Source organism: Streptomyces sp. NPDC051963 (genome assembly GCF_044593495.1).
GTDB lineage: Bacteria > Actinomycetota > Actinomycetes > Streptomycetales > Streptomycetaceae > Streptomyces.
Window position 1 is genome coordinate 356,530 of record NZ_JBIUCC010000003.1, and the last position, 17,113, is coordinate 373,642.

14 protein-coding genes are annotated in these 17,113 nt (G+C 71.6%); 7 read left to right on the forward strand and 7 right to left on the reverse strand.

Annotation, left to right across the window (positions count from 1 at the left end; all coding sequences use genetic code 11):
• The first annotated feature begins 103 nt into the window (after positions 1–103).
• The 3 genes from ACIHFB_RS13885 to ACIHFB_RS13895 all read left to right on the forward strand — a co-directional run bounded on the left by ACIHFB_RS13885 (position 104) and on the right by ACIHFB_RS13895 (position 4,505).
• On the forward strand, positions 104–2,323 hold the full coding sequence (locus ACIHFB_RS13885) for an NADP-dependent isocitrate dehydrogenase (RefSeq protein WP_400126889.1): 2,220 nt from the start codon (positions 104–106) through the stop codon (positions 2,321–2,323).
• Between the two features lie 111 nt (positions 2,324–2,434).
• The gene (locus tag ACIHFB_RS13890; protein WP_365280305.1) at positions 2,435–3,226 is read left to right on the forward strand and encodes an N-formylglutamate amidohydrolase; all 792 of its coding nucleotides are present in this window, start codon (positions 2,435–2,437) and stop codon (positions 3,224–3,226) included.
• Positions 3,227–3,284: 58 nt separating this feature from the next.
• Positions 3,285–4,505, forward strand: a complete 1,221-nt coding sequence (locus ACIHFB_RS13895) for a cytochrome P450 (protein ID WP_400126890.1) — start codon at positions 3,285–3,287, stop codon at positions 4,503–4,505.
• 36 nt (positions 4,506–4,541) lie between these two features.
• Here ACIHFB_RS13895 and ACIHFB_RS13900 read toward each other — a convergent pair whose 3' ends face one another.
• The 3 genes from ACIHFB_RS13900 to ACIHFB_RS13910 are packed head-to-tail and all read right to left on the reverse strand — an operon-like array spanning position 4,542 to position 7,101.
• The gene (locus ACIHFB_RS13900; protein ID WP_365280311.1) at positions 4,542–5,042 is read right to left on the reverse strand and encodes a hypothetical protein; all 501 of its coding nucleotides are present in this window, start codon (positions 5,040–5,042) and stop codon (positions 4,542–4,544) included.
• Complete coding sequence (locus ACIHFB_RS13905) at positions 5,039–5,614, reverse strand: sigma-70 family RNA polymerase sigma factor (protein WP_365280314.1); 576 nt, start codon at positions 5,612–5,614, stop codon at positions 5,039–5,041. The genes ACIHFB_RS13900 and ACIHFB_RS13905 overlap by 4 nt, the downstream gene beginning before the upstream one ends.
• Before the next feature lie 59 nt (positions 5,615–5,673).
• Positions 5,674–7,101 carry a S8/S53 family peptidase gene (locus ACIHFB_RS13910; protein WP_365280317.1) on the reverse strand — a complete coding sequence of 476 codons (1,428 nt, stop codon included), beginning with the start codon at positions 7,099–7,101 and terminating at the stop codon, positions 5,674–5,676.
• A 111-nt stretch (positions 7,102–7,212) separates the two neighbouring features.
• Between ACIHFB_RS13910 and ACIHFB_RS13915 the strand changes: the two genes are divergently transcribed.
• Positions 7,213–9,816, forward strand: a complete 2,604-nt coding sequence (locus ACIHFB_RS13915) for a CHAT domain-containing protein (RefSeq protein WP_400126891.1) — start codon at positions 7,213–7,215, stop codon at positions 9,814–9,816.
• A gap of 80 nt (positions 9,817–9,896) precedes the next feature.
• Here the strand turns inward: ACIHFB_RS13915 and ACIHFB_RS13920 are convergent, their stop codons facing one another.
• A complete protein-coding gene (locus ACIHFB_RS13920; protein WP_365280322.1) occupies positions 9,897–11,726 on the reverse strand; it encodes a LuxR C-terminal-related transcriptional regulator in 1,830 nt (609 codons plus the stop codon).
• Positions 11,727–11,823: 97 nt separating this feature from the next.
• Between ACIHFB_RS13920 and ACIHFB_RS13925 the strand changes: the two genes are divergently transcribed.
• Both ACIHFB_RS13925 and ACIHFB_RS13930 read left to right on the forward strand, forming a co-directional pair.
• Positions 11,824–12,909: a M12 family metallopeptidase gene (locus ACIHFB_RS13925; RefSeq protein ID WP_400126892.1), complete on the forward strand. Its 1,086-nt coding sequence runs from the start codon at positions 11,824–11,826 to the stop codon at positions 12,907–12,909.
• A gap of 134 nt (positions 12,910–13,043) precedes the next feature.
• Positions 13,044–13,433, forward strand: a complete 390-nt coding sequence (locus ACIHFB_RS13930; RefSeq protein ID WP_365280328.1) for a hypothetical protein — start codon at positions 13,044–13,046, stop codon at positions 13,431–13,433.
• Positions 13,434–13,443: 10 nt separating this feature from the next.
• Here ACIHFB_RS13930 and ACIHFB_RS13935 read toward each other — a convergent pair whose 3' ends face one another.
• Both ACIHFB_RS13935 and ACIHFB_RS13940 read right to left on the reverse strand, forming a co-directional pair.
• A complete protein-coding gene (locus ACIHFB_RS13935; protein WP_365280331.1) occupies positions 13,444–14,310 on the reverse strand; it encodes a glutathione S-transferase C-terminal domain-containing protein in 867 nt (288 codons plus the stop codon).
• Between the two features lie 100 nt (positions 14,311–14,410).
• On the reverse strand, positions 14,411–14,533 hold the full coding sequence (locus ACIHFB_RS13940; protein ID WP_400126893.1) for a putative leader peptide: 123 nt from the start codon (positions 14,531–14,533) through the stop codon (positions 14,411–14,413).
• A gap of 191 nt (positions 14,534–14,724) precedes the next feature.
• Here ACIHFB_RS13940 and ACIHFB_RS13945 point away from each other — a divergent pair, with 191 nt between their 5' ends.
• Positions 14,725–16,164, forward strand: a complete 1,440-nt coding sequence (locus tag ACIHFB_RS13945; RefSeq protein WP_400126894.1) for a carotenoid oxygenase family protein — start codon at positions 14,725–14,727, stop codon at positions 16,162–16,164.
• A 3-nt stretch (positions 16,165–16,167) separates the two neighbouring features.
• Here the strand turns inward: ACIHFB_RS13945 and ACIHFB_RS13950 are convergent, their stop codons facing one another.
• Positions 16,168–16,920: a hypothetical protein gene (locus ACIHFB_RS13950; protein WP_400126895.1), complete on the reverse strand. Its 753-nt coding sequence runs from the start codon at positions 16,918–16,920 to the stop codon at positions 16,168–16,170.
• Positions 16,921–17,113: the final 193 nt, after the last annotated feature.

Sequence of the window (17,113 nt, forward strand, 5' to 3'; positions counted from 1 at the left end):
TGCACAGGATTCGAGAAGCCGTACGAGGACCCCTGTCGAGCCCGGGTCGATCACGAGATATCTTGATGTCGAGCAATGTTGCAGACGTGGAGCGGAGCACCCGGTGACTGACTCGACCATCATCTATACGCACACTGACGAGGCCCCGGCCCTGGCAACGTATTCCTTCCTGCCGGTGGTCCAGGCGTACGCCTCGCAGGCGGGTGTCGCCGTCCAGACGCGGGACATCTCGCTGGCCGGCCGCATCATCGCGGTGTTCCCGGAGTACCTCACCGAGGACCAGCGCATCCCGGACGCCCTGCACGAGCTGGGCGAGCTGGCCAAGACGCCCGAGGCCAACATCATCAAGCTGCCGAACGTCTCGGCGTCCATCCCGCAGCTCAAGGCCGCGGTCGCCGAGCTCCAGGCCCAGGGCTACGCGCTGCCGGCCTACCCGGACGACCCGAAGGCCGACGAGGAGCGGGAGATCCAGGCCCGCTACGACAAGATCAAGGGCTCCGCGGTCAACCCGGTCCTGCGTGAGGGCAACTCCGACCGCCGCGCCCCCGCCTCGGTCAAGAACTACGCCAAGACCCACCCGCACCGCATGGGCGCCTGGAGCTCCGACTCCAGGACGAACGTGGCGACGATGGGCGTCGACGACTTCCGGTCCACCGAGAAGTCCGTCGTGATCTCCGAGGCCGGCTCGCTCCGTATCGAGCTCAAGGGCGACGACGGCTCCACCACGGTCCTGCGGGAGTCCGTACCCGTCCTCGAGGGCGAGGTCGTCGACGCCTCCGTGATGCGTGTCGCCGCGCTGCGCGAGTTCCTGACCGCGCAGGTCGCCAGGGCCAAGGCCGAGGGCGTGCTGTTCTCCGTGCACCTCAAGGCCACGATGATGAAGGTCTCCGACCCGATCGTCTTCGGCCATGTGGTGCGCGCCTTCTTCCCGAAGACGTTCGCGCAGTACGGCGACAAGCTCGCCGCCGCCGGTCTGTCCCCGAACGACGGTCTGGGCGGCATCTACAAGGGCCTGGAGGGCCTCCCGGAGGGAACCGCGATCAAGGCCTCCTTCGACGCCGAGCTCGCCGAGGGCCCGGAGCTGGCGATGGTCGACTCCGACAAGGGCATCACCAACCTGCACGTCCCCTCCGACGTCATCGTCGACGCCTCCATGCCGGCCATGATCCGCACCTCCGGCCACATGTGGGGCCCGGACGGCCAGGAGTCCGACACCCTCGCGGTGCTGCCGGACTCCAGCTACTCCGGCGTCTACCAGGCCGTGCTCGACGACTGCCGCGCCAACGGCGCCTACGACCCGTCGACCATGGGCTCGGTCCCGAACGTCGGCCTCATGGCGCAGAAGGCCGAGGAGTACGGCAGCCACGACAAGACCTTCGAGATCCCGACCACGGGCACCGTCCGCCTCGTCGACCAGAACGGCGACGCCGTCCTGGAGCAGACCGTCTCCGCCGGCGACATCTTCCGCGCCTGCCAGACCAAGGACGCCCCGATCAAGGACTGGGTGAAGCTGGCCGTCACCCGCGCCCGCGCCACCGGCGACCCGGCGGTGTTCTGGCTGGACGAGACCCGCGCGCACGACGCCAACCTGATCGCCAAGGTCAACGCCTACCTGCCGGAGCACGACACCGAGGGCCTGGAGATCAAGGTCCTCGCCCCGGTGGAGGCCACCAAGCTGTCGGTGGAGCGCATCCGGCGCGGCGAGAACACCATCTCGGTCACCGGCAACGTGCTGCGTGACTACCTCACCGACCTGTTCCCGATCCTGGAGCTGGGCACCAGCGCCAAGATGCTGTCGGTCGTGCCGCTGATGGCGGGCGGCGGCCTGTTCGAGACGGGCGCCGGCGGCTCCGCGCCGAAGCACGTCCAGCAGCTGGTCAAGGAGAACTACCTGCGCTGGGACTCGCTCGGTGAGTTCTTCGCGCTGGTTCCGTCCCTGGAGCAGTACGCGAAGGCCACGGACAACCCGCGCGCCCAGGTCCTCGCCGACACCCTCGACCGCGCCACGGCGACCTTCCTCAACGAGGACAAGTCCCCGACCCGCCGCGTCGGCGGCATCGACAACCGCGGCAGCCACTTCTTCCTGTCCCTGTACTGGGCGCAGGAGCTGGCCAGGCAGACCGACGACGCGGAGCTGGCCAAGGCCTTCGCCCCGCTCGCCGAGACGCTCTCCGCGAACGAGCAGAAGATCGTCGACGAGCTGAACGCCGTCCAGGGCAAGCCGGCCGACATCGGCGGCTACTACCAGCCCGACCCGGCGAAGGCCGCCGCGGTCATGCGTCCGTCCACCACGTGGAACGAGGCGCTCGCGTCGCTCAGCTGACCCGGGGGCTTCGCGGCCCGCTTGTGTGTTCCGCCCCGGTCGGCGTTGCCCGGCCGGGGCGGAGCCATGTTTCGTTGCCGGCAGCCCGACGTCCTCACCAGGAGCCGCCCGATGCCCCAGTCCGCACCGCCTGCCTTCGAACTCCTCCCCGGTGCCACCGACTCGCCGGTGATCCTGCATGTTCCGCACTCGGCGCGGGACATCCCGGCCGACGTCCGCTCCGGCATCGTGCTGAACGACGAGGCACTGGAACGGGAGCTCGACCACATCACCGACGCGCACACGGCTGAACTCGCCCACGCGGCGGCCGAGTTGTCCGCCGTCACCCCCTGGCGGTTCGTCAACCGGCTCTCCCGGCTGGTCGTCGACCCGGAGCGGTTCCCGGACGAGCGGGAGGAGATGCTCGCCGTAGGGATGGGCGCGGTGTACACGCGGACCACGCACCGGGGCGTGCTGCGGCCCGCGGACACCGACCCCGAGCCGTTGATCGACCGCTTCTTCCGGCCGTACGCGAAGGCCATGAAAGACGCGGTGGCGGATCGGCTCTCCGCGACCGGCCGGGCCGTGATCGTCGACGTGCACTCCTATCCCAGCGCCGCGCTGCCCTACGAACTGCACGGTGCGGGGCCCCGGCCGCCGGTCTGTCTGGGCACCGACTCCTTTCACACGCCGCCCGGGCTGTTGGCGGCCGCGCGGGAGGCATTCGGTCGGACGGGCGTCGACAGCCCGTTCAGCGGTACGTATGTGCCGCTGGAGTTCTACCGGAGCGAGCCGCGGGTGAGCGCCCTGATGGTGGAGATCCGCCGGGACACCTACATGACCGAGCCGGGCGGGCCCGCCGGGGTGGGACTGTCCCGGCTCGCCTCGGCGCTGGCCCGGCTGGTGGACGCCCTGCCGCACTGACCTCCGGCTGGAGCACTCCCGCGCGACAGCCGGGCCGGGGGCAGGTGAGGGTGGGGGCATGACCGAGGAGACCACCACGCTGACCGACCAGGCCCCGCCGCCGGTACGGGACTGGCCCGCGCTCGACCTGGACGGAACGGAGTTCGACCCGTTCCTCGCGGATCTCATGCGCGAGGGCCCGCTGACCCGGATCCGGCTGCCGCACGGCGAGGGGTGGGCGTGGCTGGCCACCCGCTACGACGACGTGAAGATGATCACCAACGATCCGCGGTTCGGCCGCGCCGAGGTGACGCAACGTCAGATCACCCGGCTGGCACCGCACTTCAAGCCCAGGCCCGGTTCGCTCGCCTTCGCCGACCAGCCCGACCACAACCGGCTGCGCAAGGCCGTCGCCGGTGCCTTCACCGTGGGCGCGATGAAGCGACTGCGGCCCCGGGCACAGGAGATGCTCGACGACCTGGTCGACGGCGTCGTACGGGACGGACCTCCCGCGGACCTCATCGAGCGGGTGCTGGAGCCCTTCCCGATCAACCTGGTCAGCGAGGTCATGGGCGTGCCCGCCTGCGACCGGGAGCAGGTGCACGCCTGGACGCGGCAGATCATCTCCACGTCCGGCGGCGCCGAGGCCGCCGACCGTGCGAAGAACGGTATGTACACCTGGATCACGGAGACGATCCGCGGTGGTGGCAGCGGGGGTGACGACGTGTACTCGATGCTGGGCGCCGCCGTCGGGCGCGGTGAGATCAGCGAGACGGAGGCGGTGGGCCTCGCCGGTCCACTCCAGATCGGCGGCGAGGCCGTCACCCACAACTGCGGCCAGATGCTGTATCTGCTGCTCACCCGGCCCGAGCTGATGGAGGGTGTGCGCAACCGGCCCGAGGTGCGGGACGCCGCCCTGGACGAACTGCTGCGCTTCATCCCGCACCGCACCTCGGTCGGCCTGGCCCGTATCGCCCTGGAGGACGTCGAACTGCGCGGGCAGCGCATCGCCGCCGGGGACGCCGTCTACGTCTCCTATCTGGCCGCCAACCGTGACCCGGAGGTCTTCCCCGACCCGGACCGGATCGACCTCGACCGTGCCCCCAACCCGCACCTGGCCTTCGGCAACGGATCGCACTACTGCACCGGTGCCGTCCTGGCCCGGCTCCAGACGGAACTGCTCATCGGCACGCTGCTGGAACGGCTGCCGGGGCTGCGGCTCGCCGTCCCCGCCGACCAGGTCGTCTGGCGACGGAAGACGATGATCCGCGGGCCGCAGACCCTGCCGTGCGCCTGGTGAGTCAGGCGATCCGAAGCACGTACGGGCAGGGGTGCGTCAGGCCCGCAGCCACTCCGTGACCACCACGTCCCCGCCGGTCCGCAGCCGGAGCGCGAACGGACCGGCCGGAGGCGCGTCGGAGGTGAAGCGGCCCATGTCGTCGGCCGTGAGCATGGTGCGCGAGGCCGGCTGCGGCCCACCGAGCACCTCGATGCTCGCCGGCTGCGGCGGCAGCACCTGCCCCATCAGACCCTGCCCGGACACCTCGACGTCGACGGTCACGTCCCCCGAGCGGAAGGTCAGCATCCGCGGCGCGTCCGTGACCCCTCTGACCGGGATCGCGTCGACCAGTGAGTCGAACGTCAGCTCGGCCAGCCGGGAGTCGAGGTCGCGCAGCGCGTAGGCCTCGACAGCGGAGCGCCGCAGTTCCGCCGGGACCGGGTCGAGGATGGCGGCGGCCTGGCGGAGCTCGTCCAGCAGGCCGTCGGCCATGTCCTCGTCCAGCTCCTCGGCCCACGCCTCGTCGGCGAAGAGCCCGTCGTCGTTGATCTCGTTCACAGCGCTCCTCGTGCGTCGAGTCGGGCCCTGAGACGTCGCAGACAGCGCTGGCGCGACGGCCCGATGCTGCCCACGGCGATACCCAGTGCGGCGGACACCTCCTGATAGCTGGGCGGCGGCGTGGCCATCAGCACCCGCAGCAACTGGCGGCAGCGGTCGCCGAGTTCCTCGAACTCCTCCCACAGCCGCCGGATGCGCTCGGTCTGCGCGGCCGCCTCCTCGGAGTCGATCAGGTACTGCTCGGGCGTACGGTCCTCGCTGACCCGGTCCAGCAGTTGGGCGTCGTCCGTCGGAGTCAGCCGCCTTAAGCTCTTCAGCACCTTCAGGCACTCGTGCCGTGCGGTACTGGCCAGCCACGCCCCTGCCTTCTGGGGCTCTCGGATACGTCCCAGGTGCTGGGCGAAACGGAACCACACGGTCTGGTACACCTCGTGCGCGTCGGCGTCGGAGAGCCGGTGCGCGCGCACGACGGACCAGACCAGTGGGCTCAGCCCTTCCACCAGCGCCTTCCAGGCCGCCGCATCGCCGTCGACGGCGGATTGGACGAGCACGCCGACATCTGCACGGTCCACGGCCCCACCCCTCGTGTACGGCAAGTCATCGTACGCCGTGGAAGAGGCGACTCCGGCCCTCATGCGCCGACGGAGCGCTGCACCACCGGCACCGGACGCCAGGTGCTCGGGCGCAGCGCCGGTACGTGCGCCCCGCGCACCTCCGCGAACTCGGTGTTCGCCGAGAGGAGTTGCTGCCGGGCGGCACGGGCGTCGGACTCCTTGTGCGCGGTCATGTGGGCGGCGACCAGACCGGCGGCGACGGGGGTGGCGAACGATGTCCCGCTCCAGTGCGCGAACCCTTCGAACATCACCTGGTCCGGCTTGGCCGAACCGGAGGTCAACACGCCGGTGTGGCCGGGGTGTTGGCAGGTGCACAGGTAGGAGAAGCCGAACCGGCAGGCGTCGTACGTGGTGTGCTGGTACACGTACGGGACGGGGGCGTCGAAGCCGATGAGGGGGCTCGTCAGCTGCTCGCCGGGGGCGTAGACCTTCACCCAGGGGCCGTGGTTGGTGAAGCAGGCGCCGAACTCGCCGTCGCTGCGCAGTGCGCCGACCGACAGCACGACGTTCGCGTAGTCGGGCAGGTCCGCGTAGGCAGCGGGCCAGAAGGGTGTGGCGCTGGCGTTGTTGCCGGCGGCCGCGACGAGGAGGGTGCGCGGCTGGGCGCGCAGCGCCTGCATGAAGCCCTCCACACCGAGCAGTCCGTCGGCGCTGCCGTTGGGTGTGCCCGCGGAGAGGCTGATGATGTCGGGCCAGCCGTGCCGGTCGACGGCGTCGAAGAGCTTCTCGCCGAACTCGGACTCCAGGATGGCGCCCGCGTCGTTCAGCGTGTTGCTGACGTCGATGTCCGTGTTGGGCGAGAGGGCCGCGACGAGTCCGGCGATGAACGTGCCGTGTCCGACGTACTGCTGGAGGATTCCGTCGCCGTCGCACTCCTTGATCTGCGCGTCCCCCTGCACATGCGCCATGAGCGGGTAGGAGCGGTAGTCGTGCACCAGGCCGGTGTCGATGACCAGCACGCCGACGGCCGTGTCGGGGTCGTACGTCGCCTCTGTCGGGGCCGGGTTGGGCGTCTGTGTGAGCAGGGCCGGGACGGGCTCCGCCGGGTTGCAGGCGTTGACCGTCGTGGACACCACGTGGTTGCGGCTGACCAGCCGGCGTCCCGCGCGGCCCTCCGTCTCCCGCAGGGCGCGCAGGGCCCCCGCCACGGCACGGTCGCCGCTGCGGTCCCCGTGGCCGGGGTCGCCGACCTGGATACGGGTGATGCCCGAGCGGTTGGTCTCCGGACCCGCCCGGCGCACCCGGTCCGAGGTGAGGCCGGTGAACTCGGTGAAGTGCGTGCGCACGGCTTCCTCGACGACCCGGGCCTCCTCGCCGTCGCGGGCGAGGACGACGCCTTTCTCGTAGAAGAACTCGGCGGAGTCGTCCGGCCCCATCGCCAGAGGCACGTCCGGCATGGAGCGCTGGATCTGATCGAACTGCTCATGGAATCGCTGAGGTGCCATCGCGTGTCCCCTCCCACTGAGGCTTCGGTCGTCAGTCAGAGTCACTGAGCCGTCGCTTGATACAGCAACAAACCCGTGTGGCGTGTACCTGCGGCTACTACCATCCTTGGGGTGACAGCGGGAAGCGACTCGGTTCTCGAACTGCTGCCGATGGTGTTCGCCTCACCGAAAGAGGCTCTGGCGCGGGCGGAACAGGTGCTCGCCGACGATCCCTCACCGCTGCACGCCAGTGTCGCCCACCAGGTGATCGGCATCTGGCAGCGGGACTTCGGCGACCTGCGGATCGCCCTGCGGCATCTGCGGCGCGCCCGCGATCTGGCGGCACGCGCGGAGTCGGCCGACCGGGAGGCGGACGTCCTGGGCACCCTCGGCGTGGCGCTGGTCCACGCGGGCAGCACCCGGCAGGGCCTGGAGGCGTTCGAGCGGGGTGTCGCACGCGGTACGGGCCTGACCCGGGCGCGTGTCCTGTTTCGGCGCGCCTATGTCTGGTGGGTGCTGGGCCATCACCGGGAGGCGCTGGAGGACGTGCGCCGGGCCATACCCGTGCTACGGCAGGCCGACGACGTCATCTGGACGGCGCGGGCGTTGACCCTGCGGGCCACGGTGCATCTGGCGCTGGGTGCGGTGGAGCGCGCCGAGGCCGACTTCACCGCCGCCGAGGCGCTGTGGGACACCACCGGCCAGGACCACGACAAGGCCGACGTGGTGGAGAGCCGGGGGCTCGCCGCGTTCCGGTCGGGGGACGTCCCTGCCGCGCTGCGGCTCCTCGACGAGGCCGAGGAGCGGTACGCCAAGCTCGACACACCGACGTTCATGCTCAGCATCCGGCGCTGCGAGGTGCTGATGGCGGCGGGCCTCGCTCCCGAGGCGCTCGCCGAGGCCGACACGGCGACCGGAGTGCTCGACGGCATCGGCGGACAGTCCACCCGCAAGGCGGAGCTGCTGCTGGCCGCCGCCCGTGCGGCGCGTCTCGCGGGCGATCCGCAGACCGCGATCGCCCGCGCGGATCTCGCCGTACGGCTGTTCGCGGCGCAGCGGCGCACCTGGTGGGAGACGCACGCCAGGCTGGTGCTGATCGAGGCGCGGGTCGCCGCCGGGCGCACCTCGGGCCGGCTGGTCGCGGACGCGGCCGGGATTGCGGACCGGCTGGCCGCGTTCGGCGCGCCGGCCGCGCCCGAGGCGTCGCTGCTCGCCGGCCGGATCGCGCTCGCACTGGGCTGGCGTACCGACGCGGAACGGCACTTGACCGTCGCCGCGCGCAGCCGGCACAGCGGGCCGCCACTGGCGCGGCTGACGGGCTGGGCGGCGCAGGCGCTGCGCGCGCAGGCCGCCGGTTCCGGCCGACGGGTCCTGGAGGCGTGCCGGCACGGTCTCGACGTGCTCGACGACCACCGGATGACGCTCGGCGCCTCGGAGTTGCGCGCCCGCGCCACCGAACAGGGCGCCGAACTGGCCGCGCTGGCCCAGCAGGCGAGTCTGGTCTCCGGCGGGCCGCGGCAGTTGCTGGTGTGGAGCGAACGCTGGCGGGCCACCGCTCTGTCCACGCCGCCCACCCGGCCGCCCGCCGACCCGGCGCTGCAGACAAGCCTCACCGCCTACCGCGAGATCGCCGCGCGCGCGGAACATGCGCGCATGGACGGCCGTCCGGTGCCCGCACTGGAACGTGAACAGCGGCGTCTGGAACGGGAGATCCGCTCCCGCACCCTGCACATCCGCGGCGACTCGCCCGGCGACGGGGCCGCCTTCGACCCGGCCCGACTGCTGGAGCGCCTCGGTGAGGTGCGGCTGGTCGAACTCGCGGTGCTCGACGGACGCGTCCATGTGCTGCTGTGCGGGCAGGGCCGGGTCAGGCGGTTCGAGGCCGGGTTGCTCGCGGACGCGGTCGTCGAGGCCGAGCATGTGCAGGCGGGGCTGCGGCGGCTGGCGCATCCCGGGGCGGAGGGCCGGCTGCCGGTGGTGGAGGCGGCGGGGCGGCGCCTGGAGGAGTTGCTGCTCGGCCCGGCGGCCGCGCATCTGGGCTCCGGTCCGGTCGTGGTGGTGCCGCCGGGCCGGCTGCACCGTGTGCCGTGGGCGCTGCTGCCGTCGCTGCGGGAGCGGGTGCTCAGCGTGTCGCCGTCGGCGAGCAGTTGGCTGCGCGCGAGGGAGACCGAGCCGTCGCCGGGTGGCCGCCATGTGCTCGTACGCGGCCCGGGGCTGGCGACCGGTGGCGCGGAAGTGCCGGAAGTGGCCGACCGGTACGGCAGGCCGACGGTCCTGGAACACGACGACGCGAGCGTGCCGCGCGTGTTGGAGGCGCTCGACGGCGCGGCGCTGGCCCATATCGCCGCGCACGGCACCTTCCGCGCGGACAGTCCGCTGTTCTCGTCGCTGCGGATGGCGGACGGACCGCTCATCGTGCACGACTTCGAGCGCCTCGACCGCAGCCCGTACCGGATCATCCTCTCCAGCTGCGACACCGCCCGGCTCGCCTCCGTCGGCGCCGACGAACTCCTCGGCCTCGTCACCGCGTTGCTGCCCCTCGGGACGGCGGGCGTCCTGGCGAGCAGCGCCCCCGTCAACGACGCCGCGGTGGTCCCACTGATGCTCGCCCTGCACAAGGGACTGAGCGCCGGCCTGTCCTTGGCCGAGGCCCTGCGCGACGCCCGCGCCGCCCTGCCGGGGGATGCGGTGCACCAGGCCACGGGGTGGGCGTTCTCGGCGTTCGGAGCGGCTTAGCTCCGCTGGTTGCGCCGTCTTTGGCTGCAGGCCGGTGGGGGCTGGTGCGCAGTTCCCCGCGCCCCTTTGGGGCGCTTGTCTCACGCCGGTTGTGTGTCGGGGAGTTCCATCAGCCACGGCAGGGCTGTCCGGTCGCTGGCGCCGAGGCGGGCGTACGCGCTGTAGAGGTGGTTGCCGACTGTGCGGATGGACAGGGTGAGTTGTTCGGCGATCTGGCGGTTGCTGAGGCCGGCGGCGGCGAGGGTGACGATCTGGCGTTGGCGGGTGGTGAGTTCGCCGAGGACGAGACCGGAGAGGGCCGGGGTGCGGGCGCCCTGGCAGCGGCGGGCCAGGGCGACGGCGCGAGTGCGGGAGGTGCGGGCGGCGCGTGGGTCGCGGTGGACCCGTGCGGCCTGGGCGTGCGCCTCGGCCGCGAAGAGCAGGAAACCGCGTTCCTGGAGCCGTTCGGCCGCCCGGTCCAGACCCGGTCCGTCGCCAAGGGCGAGCGCGTCCGCGTGGGCGGCGAACACGCTGCCCACCGGAAGCCGGGCGGCGGCCTTTCCGGGAGCGCCGAGACGGACGGCGTCGTACTGGGCGAACATGCCGTCCCCGGCGACCGGCTGGACCGCGGAGTCGTAGTCGCCGCGTGCCGCCGCCAGCCAGATCGCCGCCTCACCCTCCGCCGGACGTCCGGCCAGGACCTCGTGGACCGTCGTCACGTCGCCCGACTGGGCGGCGGCGAGGGCGAGTTCGAGGAGGCAGGCGGAATCGTCGGGTGACTCCCGCAGGCCCTCCCGCGCCCAGGCCGCGGCCTCGCGCAACTCGCCGCGGAGCCGCACGGCACGCGCGCGTACGGCGGCGTACTCGGCGGGGACCGGCTCCCCCACCTCGACGAGCCACTCCCCCACGGGTGCCCGCAGCTCTCGTACGTCGGCCTCGTCGATCCGCCGTACCAGCTCGGCGGCCTCGTCCTTGAGGGCGGGTCCGCACTGGTCCGGTGTACGGGCGAGCCTGCGGGCCCGCAGCCGGCCGGCCGCGGCCCGCAGCACCGGGCCGTGCAGGGGGTGGGCGAGACGGACGGCGCCGTGGTCGTCGATGCCGATCAGCCCGTCGGTCTCCAGGCGTTCGAGGACCCGCAGATCGAAGTCGTCGGCGGTCGGCGGCAGAGGCTCGGCGAAGGCGAGGAGTTCGAGGGTCTCGCGCTCATCGGGGTCTACGCGGTCGACGACCGAAGCGGTCCGTTCCCGCACGGTCGGGGTCAGCGGCACAGGGCCGCGCCAGGCCCGTTCGTCCGAGCCCGGGATCCCGGTGAGCAACCCGCGCTCGCGCAGCGCGCCCGACAGGTCGCGCAGCAGCCGTAGATCGCCACGGCACAGTCGGTGCAGCCGGGTCACGGTGAGCGGCTCCAGCCGGCCGCCGGAGCCCGCGGCCGACAGCTGGGCCGTCTCCTCGCGCGGCAGCGGATCCAGGGTGAGGCGCGGCAGCAGCTCAGCGGTCCACAGCCGCGACACCGCGCCGGGCACCGGGACGCCGTCCCTGGCCACGACCAGCAGCCGGGTGCGGCCCTGGAATGCCAGCTGGTGGACCAGCGCGGCCGAGGCGTCGTCGAGCAGATGTGCGTCGTCCACCAGCAACGTCCGTACGGCGGACAGCAGTTGGACCGCCTTGTGCAGGGTGACCGTCTCGGGCAGCAGATGCGCGAACGCGGCGAAGGGGATGTGCCGGGTCTCGGGGGTCCCGGCCGCCTTGGCGCAGTCGGTGCCGCGGACCGCCTCCGTGACGAGCCGGGTCTTGCCGCAGCCCGCCGGGCCCGTCACCACGATGCCGTGCCGGCCCGCGGTCAAGGTCTGGCGGATCAGTTCCAGTTCGTTCTCCCGGCCGGTGAACGGCCAGGGCAGTTCCAGGGTCTTCGCGTCACCTTCGTAGGTCATCACATCAACAAGAGCAGGGTTACTCACACTTGATACACGGCGACTTGAGTAGCCCCCGACTCAGGCGCCCGGGGCCGGTGGACGGCACTCTGATCGCATGACCGCTCGCTACTGCGCCCTCTCGCAGCAGTCGGCCCCCGTCTTCGCACCGGGGCTGACCGCCGAGCGGCTCAGTGCGCTCATCGGCGGCCGCCAGATGTGGGTCAACGGCACCGTGCTGCACTACTACTTCTTCGACGGCGACTCCGACGGATCCGTGATATCCGTACCGGGGACCGGGGAGACCCGCCGGGTGTCGTGGGTCGGCTCCAAGGAGCAGCGGGACGTTGTGCGGGAGTGCTTCCAGGAGTGGCGGGACCTGGGGGTCGGTCTCCACTTCGTGGAGGTCGGCGACCGCTCGGAGGCCGAGCTGCGGATCGGGTTCCAGCTCGGCGACGGCTCCTGGTCGACCGTCGGCAAGGACGCCCTGCGGGTCGGCCGGGGTGAGCGGACCATGAACTTCGGCTGGGACCTGACCGCGCCCGGGGAGCGCGGGACGGCCCTGCACGAGGTGGGGCACGCGCTCGGCATGCTGCACGAGCACCAGAACCCGTTCGCCGGCATCCACTGGGACGACGAGGCCGTCTACGCCGACCTGGCGGGCCCGCCGAACTTCTGGAGCCGCGACAAGACGCACTTCAACATCCTGCGCAAGCTCGACCCGGACGAGGTCAACGGCTCCGTCTGGGACCCGCAGTCGATCATGGAGTATCCGTTCTCGGACGGGCTGATCCTGGAGCCGGAGCAGTACCGCGCGGGTCTGAACCCGCCCGGCACCCTCTCCCCGGCCGACAAGGAGTTCGTCCTGCGCTGGTATCCGCCGGCCGAGGTGCCGGGGCCGGCCGAGCTGGTGCCCTTCCGTTCGGCGACGCTGCGCCTCGGCCCCGGCGAGCAGGCCGACTTCGTCGTCGAGCCGCCGGAGACCCGGGAGTACTGCCTGGGCACCTTCGGCGACAGCGACACCGTCGTCGTGGTCTTCGAGGAACGGGACGGCGAACCCCGCTACCTTTCGGGCCAGGACGACGGGGGCACACCGCACAACGCAGCCGTCAGGGCCAGGCTCGTCAAGGGCCGCCGCTACTTCGTCCGTGTGCGCCTCCACTCGACGTGGGGATCGGGGGACACGGCGGTCATGTGCTGGTGACGGCACATGACCGCCCGCCACGGTCGGTCGGACCACTGTCCGGCACCGGGGGAGCGGTGGCGGGACGCCACCTTCGGGGGAGGGTGACGTCCCGCCACCACGCCACTGTCAGTGGCAACGGCTAGCTTCGGTGCATGAGTTCATCGCTGCGCACGATCACCGGATACGTCATCGGAGAGAGCCTGCGCCCGGGCGCCGTGTTCCAGCCGCAGGGCCTTCGTCTGCGCGGGATGAGCCGCATGGATGTCTCGGCGACCGCGACCGGCGCACAGCCGAGCCTGTGGACGTTTGTCGAGTGGGAGGCGGACGCCGAGGACATCACCGGCGTCACCGACGCCCTCGCCTCCGCACTGGAGGCGGAGAGCGGCTGGTATGCGGACTTCATCGTGGGCGAGGAGCGTGTCGTCGTCTTCGCGGGCAAGGTGTTCCGCTATCGGATCGGCGACGAGGCGGGCCGCGCCGAAGCGGTCGCGTACGGCCGGTCGCTGGGGACGCCCGAGCATCAGCTCGACTGGGCGGACTGACGCCGGTCGCTCAGCCGCGACCCGTGTGGACGGCCCAGTCCAGGATCTGCACGGCCGCACCGGCCGCCTCCAGTCCCCGGCAGTGGGCCTGGTGCCGGCGGGCGATGCCGGCGAGGTCGAGGTGGCGGCCGAAGGACGGGTGGGCGGCCAGTCGGCGGGCGTAGGACCACAGGGCCGGATGGTCGGCGATGCGGTGCACGGCTGCGGCGTCCAGGTGATTGCGGTGGACGGTGTCGAGCTGCACCAGGGTGACCCACAACTCGACGTCGGCAGCGGTGAGTTGATGACCGACCAGGAACTCGTCGGCGGCGAGCCGGTGCTCCAGCGAGTTCAGGGTCGCGAGCAGCGAGCGGAGCGCGGTGGCGCGCTCCTCCGCATCGGCGCCGGCGCGTCCGGCCCGCTGGGCGGTCGCGTCGATGCGCTGGGAGCACAGTCGCTCCACGGCTTCGATCTCCCCCTCCGCACCGCACGGGTAGAGCGCGGCGCGGCCCGTGCCGAAGTGCCGGGCCAGGTCGCGCGTGATGTCGGCGGCATGAGTGCTGACGATCCGCCCCGACCAGTCGTCGCTGAGCACCGGGCCGACGGCCGCGCCCGCATACCGGTGCGCACTCGCCTCGTACAGCGGACGCAGCGCGGAGTGACCGCCGTCGGGAGAGTCCGGCACATCGGCCAGGAAGGTCACCGGACAGCTGTCGTCGAGCCCGAGCAGGCTGTGCACGACGGCGATCCGCAGCCCGTCCGGACAGGCGGGCGACAGATGCAGGCGATAGCGGCGCGGCACGGCGTAGTGCCCACTGCGCGCATCCCGCCCGATCCGCCCCCGGAACCCGGGGGCGAACGGCACGGAGGGGACAGCGGCGAGCGGTGTGACGGACATGAGTCTCCCCGGGGATGGGCGCACGGACGGACGTACGGCGCAGACGTCGTCGGACACGGGCGGCAGGCAGCGGGCAGTGGGCAACGGGCGGCGGCGCGACTCAGCCCAGCGGTCCGATCGCGCTGCAGACGCGCAGCAGATCGATGTGACGGCGGGAAGTCAGAAGCGGCGACTGCGCAGGCGTACGGCACACCGGGCTGATGACCGACTCGAGGCGCGCCATGGTTCCCTACCAGTTCACTAGGATTCCTTTCTGGAGTGTCGATCCACTGCGTCCCGCCGTCAAGAGGGTGTCCAGCCCACGAACCGGAGGGGCCACCGGCCGGTCTCATGGCCGACCGGCCTTGACAGTCCCTCGGCCCGTTGGGTGAATGACCCTGACGCAAGTCCATGACGTCATGTGGGGTGGAGCACATGAGCACGTCGAAGGGCTTCACAGCCGGGTTCCGTACGCTGGACACCGAGGTCGCCGACCGGGAGCTGCCGGTCAAGGGCGAACTGCCGGGCTGGCTCCAGGGGAGCCTGCTGCGCAACGGCCCGGCCCGCTTCGAGGCGGGGAGCGGCACGGGAGGCAGGGCCTTCCGGCACTGGTTCGACGGTCAGGCGATGCTGCACCGCTTCTCCTTCGGCGACGGCCACGTCTCGTACAGCAACAGGTATGTGGACACGCCGAGCAGCCGGACCGCACGTGAGGCGGGACGGATCGAGTACCCCGAGTTCGCGACCGACCCGTGCCGTTCCCTGTTCGGGCGCTTCTTCAGCGTCTTCGCCCGGCGCGACGTCGTGAACACCAACGTCAATGTGACCCGCTTCGGCGACCGTTTCGTGGCCATGACCGAGACACCGCTGCCGGTGGAGTTCGACCCGGAGACGCTCGCCACCGCCGGTGTCGTCGACTACGAGGACGCCCTCAAGGGCCACCTCACCACCGCGCATCCGCACCAGGACCCGGCTACCGGCGACCTCGTCAACTTCATGACGCACTTCTCGCGCCGCAGCGAGTACCGCGTCTACCGACAGCCCTCCCCCGGCACGCGCCGCGAGCTGATCGCCCGGCATCCGGTGGCCCGGCCCGGCTACATGCACAGCTTCGCCATCACCGGCCGGTATGTCGTCCTGGCCGAGTTCCCGCTCACCGTGAACCCCATGAGCCTGCTCCTGAGCGGCCGTCCGTTCATCGAGAACTACCGCTGGGAGCCGGCACAGGGCACGCGCTTCATCGTCTTCGACCGGCGCGAAGGGACCGTACGCGGGGTGTACGAGACCGCGGCGTGCTTCGCGTTCCACCACATCAACGCCTGGGAGGACGAGGAGGACCGCGGACACCTGATCCTCGACCTGTGCGCCTACGACGACGCCTCGGTGATCGACGCGCTCTACCTGGACCGGCTCCGTGCCGGGCGGGGCGTGCCGGTCTCGTACCCCACCCGCTACCGGATCGGCCTGCGCTCCGGTCGCGTCGGGACCGAACGGCTGGCCGACGAGACCATGGACCTGCCGCGCATCGACTACACGCGATGCAACGGACGCCCCTACCGGTACGCCTATGGCGTCAGCGCCCGTGGCGGCCGGGACGACGACTTCATCAACCAGCTCGTCAAGGTCGACGTCATGACGGGCGGAACGCGGACGTGGTGCGAGGAGGACTGCTACCCCGGCGAGCCCGTCTTCGTCCCCGCCCCGGACGCCACCGCCGAGGACGAGGGCGTGCTGCTGTCCGTCGTACTCGACGCGGCCGCACAGTCGTCGTCGCTCCTGGTGCTGGACGCCGGGACACTGGACGTCCTGGCACGGGCGCAGGCGCCCCATATCGTCCCGCTGGGGTTCCACGGCCTGTTCACCGGTCGCCCCTAGCGCCTACTCGTAGCCGAGGACCTTGAAGTCCTTGCCGACGAAGGTGTGGTGCGGCCAGTTGACGCTGATGTTGTGGACCTCGTACTCGCCGTTCTCCAGCTGGACGACGCGGTCGTTGATGCCTCCGGGGACGACGGCCTGTGCGGCCTGGATCGCCTTGTACGCGGTCGTTCCGTTGATGATCGTCCCCTCGCCCTCGGTGTAGTCGGGGATCCGGCCCACCGACTTGTCCGGTGACGGTGTGCCCTGCTGGAAGGGGATCACTCCGGCCGCTTCGACGGCCGCGGCTCCACCGTCGCCTCCGCGTTGCACGACGACGCGCGTCGCGTCGACGGTCGCGCTGTCCACCGTCCCGAGGACGAGGACGCTCGCGCCCTCCTTCACCGCCTTGGCCGGGGCTCCGACGGTCTTCGTGGCGGAGGTCACGGTCACCGTCACCTGCACGCCCGTCGCCGTCGTCATGGTGAAGCCCGTCCTGGACGTGGCGTCGACGATGCCGGTCGCACCCCCGTCGGACGGGTCGGCCACGGGTCCGCCACCGGTGGGTCCGGGCGCCGGCGAGGAGGTGGCCTCGGCGGCAGCGGACGACGAGGGGTCCGCTGCGGCGGAGGTGACACCGAGGGTGGTTCCGAGCGCCGCACAGGTCAGCCCGGCGATCACGATCCATCCCCCCTTCCTCAGGATCATCCGCCGCACGAACGACCGGGGGGCCCGCAAGGTCGTCGTCTCCGGGGCGGCCGGGTCGTGGTCGCTCATGATGGAGCTCCCTTCGCTGGGGCAACTGCATCCGAGCCTGGTGACCGTTCTTGTGAACCGGCTCAGCCGATCCTTAATAACTCCTGACAAAGAGCGCCGGCGGACCCGTCCATTCCGCTCATTGCCTCCCCATACAGGGCACGCGCACCTTGACGCCCCCCCGGCGCCCTCACTTAACTCACGCCTTGAACTA